This is a genomic window from Mesorhizobium sp. M2A.F.Ca.ET.039.01.1.1 (genome assembly GCF_003998035.1).
Classification (GTDB): domain Bacteria; phylum Pseudomonadota; class Alphaproteobacteria; order Rhizobiales; family Rhizobiaceae; genus Mesorhizobium.
This window is the reverse complement of record NZ_RZRY01000731.1, coordinates 1-2,943: the sequence shown is the minus strand read 5'-3', so window position 1 is coordinate 2,943 and position 2,943 is coordinate 1. Positions and strand designations below refer to the sequence as shown.

General features: G+C 62.4%; 3 protein-coding genes. All 3 read left to right on the top strand.

All coding sequences use genetic code 11. The annotated features are described in order from the left end of the window. Positions 1-561: DUF6638 family protein (locus EOA24_RS32710; RefSeq protein WP_348633090.1), on the top strand; the 561-nt coding region annotated here is incomplete at its 5' end. Positions 562-666: 105 nt separating this feature from the next. After that, positions 667-1,791: a DUF2333 family protein gene (locus tag EOA24_RS32705; RefSeq protein ID WP_126081614.1), complete on the top strand. Its 1,125-nt coding sequence runs from the start codon at positions 667-669 to the stop codon at positions 1,789-1,791. A 319-nt stretch (positions 1,792-2,110) separates the two neighbouring features. Continuing rightward, a partial coding sequence (locus tag EOA24_RS32700; protein WP_127410513.1) for a formate--tetrahydrofolate ligase occupies positions 2,111-2,943 on the top strand: 833 nt, incomplete at its 3' end.

Here is a 2,943-nt window from a genome sequence, read left to right as displayed (position 1 = left end):
GTGAGCTATCTGTCGATCAAGGACGCCGACAAGGTGTTCAAATTCCTCGCCGCGACCGGCCGCATAGAGCTGCCGCGCGCCTCCTGGATCGAAGCCTCCGGCTATCTCGAGCATCGCGCCGAAATGGTGGTGCGGGCGCTGATCCGCGACACCGAGCCGAACCGCAACCTAACCGATGTTGACAAGGTCTGGCTGCAGACCTGGATCCACGGCCATGCCGACCTGATCGCCCAGGACGGGAACTTTCCCTTCCTCAACGCCGCCAAGCGCGAGATCGCCCAACTCGGCCATCTCAAGATCGAGGACGTGCCGCCGCGCCAGCGCTTCCTGGTCGTGCGCGCCAAGCCCGAACATCCCGATGCCTGGCTGACCAACCAGCTGATCTCGGATTTCGTGCCGCAGGACTTCGTCTCGCGCTACGTCTTCAACAAGCCCGGCTTCTACAAGGACTATGAGAGCTACAGCGACGCCTGGCGAAGCCATGTTGTGGACGTTCTGAAAACCACATATTTGAAGGACAAGGCGGCGTTCCGCGCGCGCCTTTACGGCCTGACTGACTAGAAAAGTCTGGGCGGTTTTCCGCCCGGAATTGCGCCAAAACAAAGGGTTAAGGCAGATCGCCGTTTCCCTTGAAACGGTGAAATGCTCTAAGGGGGTGCCACAGCCATGCTCGACCCAATCGTGAACTTCTTCACCCAGATCTTCCAGTGGATCGGCCGCGGCATCGGCTTCGTCATCGGCGTCATTCTGTGGCCGTTCATGTGGGTCGGCCGCTGGTACGGACAGCGCGGCTGGATCCTGAAGGCGGTGGTCGGTCTCGCCCTCCTGGTGCTGATCGGCCTCTACGCCAATTTCTTCTACGCCACGCAGTGGTGGAACAATTTCAACCCGAACTATCCCGACACCTACACATTCGAGAAGCGCAACGTGTCGGCCGGCGAGCAGGTCTCCGCCGGCGCTGGCACCGACACGGCCAAGACCTGCGGCAACTCGGCGATCGCCCAGGTCGCCGCCGACCTGACGGACTTCAACGTCAACCAGAATGCCTGGATCTCGTCGATGATCCTCTACAAGCTCGGCCTGTTCGGCATCGACTGGGACAACACGCCCTGGATGGACAACAAGGCGTCCTTCCAGCGCGGCATCAACCAGGCGGTGCGCCGCACCGCGACCGAGCTTGCCGACAATCTCGGCCGCGTGCGCACGACTTCGCAGATCGATGCCGACCTGCAGGACGCACGCGGCAATCTGCAGTTCGACGAGTACACCTGGTATTTCGGCCTGAACCCCTTCGGCCCCAAGACGCCGACGCCGAGCTACTATCGCGACGCGGTGCGCAAGCTGCGTTCCTTCAACGCCCGGCTCGCCACCTGCCAGGCGACGTTCGACGCGCGCGCCGACAATCTCAAGCAATATATCGACCGCATCGCTTCGGATATCGGCTCGACTTCGGCGATCCTCAAGGAGCGCGCCGAAAACCACAACAACGGATGGTTCGATACCCGCGCCGACGACCGCTTCTGGTTCGCCTATGGCCAGCTCTATGCCTATTACGGCCTCATGAAGGGCGCCCAGGCCGACTTCGAGGACGTGCTCAAGGAAAAGCACCTGCAGAGCCTGTGGGACACGATGGATTCGCAGTTCGTCTCGGCGCTACGCATCCAGCCCTTCATCATCGCCAATGGCCGCGAGGATGGCTGGCTGTTGCCGACGCATCTGACGACGATGGGCTTCTACATCCTGCGCGTGCGCTCCAACATGGTCGAGATCAGCAACGTTCTGACCCAATAGCACCGTCTCGGGCCGACAGGACGATGGCGGATTTGCGCCGTGGCCCCTGTCGCTTTTCGCGCATTAGGCGGCTGTTTTGAGACGGCGAAACCGCCCCCGCTCTGGCTTCTATACGGCGCAACGACCGGGCCCGAGACGGCTGCCTTGGAAGAGGCCCGGCGACAGGAACACTCTTTCTTAACAGGAAACATAGTTGCATGGAAGTTGACGCCGCGCCAGCGACAAGGTTAGAACATGACCTTGCGTCCGGGCGGCGTTTCGACCATGCACGAATGATCGAACCCCTCCCCTCCACCGCCTACTCCAGAGGAAAGCCGTCATGGCCGAAGTGAAGTCCGACATCGAGATCGCGCGCGCCGCCAAGAAGAAACCGATCCAGGAGATCGGCGCCAGAATCGGCATCCCGACCGAGCATCTGCTGCCCTATGGCCACGACAAGGCCAAAGTCTCGGCCGAGTTCATCAGGTCGGTGAAGGGCAACAAGGATGGCAAGCTGATCCTGGTCACCGCCATCAACCCGACGCCCGCCGGCGAAGGCAAGACGACCACCACGGTCGGCCTCGGCGACGGCCTCAACCGCATCGGCAAGAAGGCGATCATCTGCATCCGCGAGGCCTCGCTCGGTCCGAATTTCGGCGTCAAGGGCGGTGCCGCCGGCGGCGGCCTTGCGCAGGTGGTGCCGATGGAGGACATGAACCTCCACTTCACCGGCGATTTCCACGCCATCACCACCGCGCATAATCTGCTGTCGGCGCTGATCGACAACCACATCTACTGGGGCAACGAGCTCGGCATCGACACCCGCCGCGTCGCCTGGCGCCGCGTCATGGACATGAACGACCGGGCGCTGCGCGAGATCATCTGTTCGCTGGGCGGCGTCGCCAACGGCTATCCGCGTGAAGCCGGCTTCGACATCACCGTCGCCTCGGAAGTGATGGCGATCCTGTGCCTTGCCACCGACCTCAAGGACCTCGAGAAGCGTCTCGGCGACATCATCGTCGCCTATCGCCGCGACAAGTCGCCGGTCTATGCCCGCGACCTCAAGGCCGACGGCGCCATGGCGGTTTTGCTCAAGGATGCCATGCAGCCCAACCTGGTGCAGACGCTGGAGAACAACCCGGCCTTCGTGCATGGCGGCCCGTTCGCCAATAT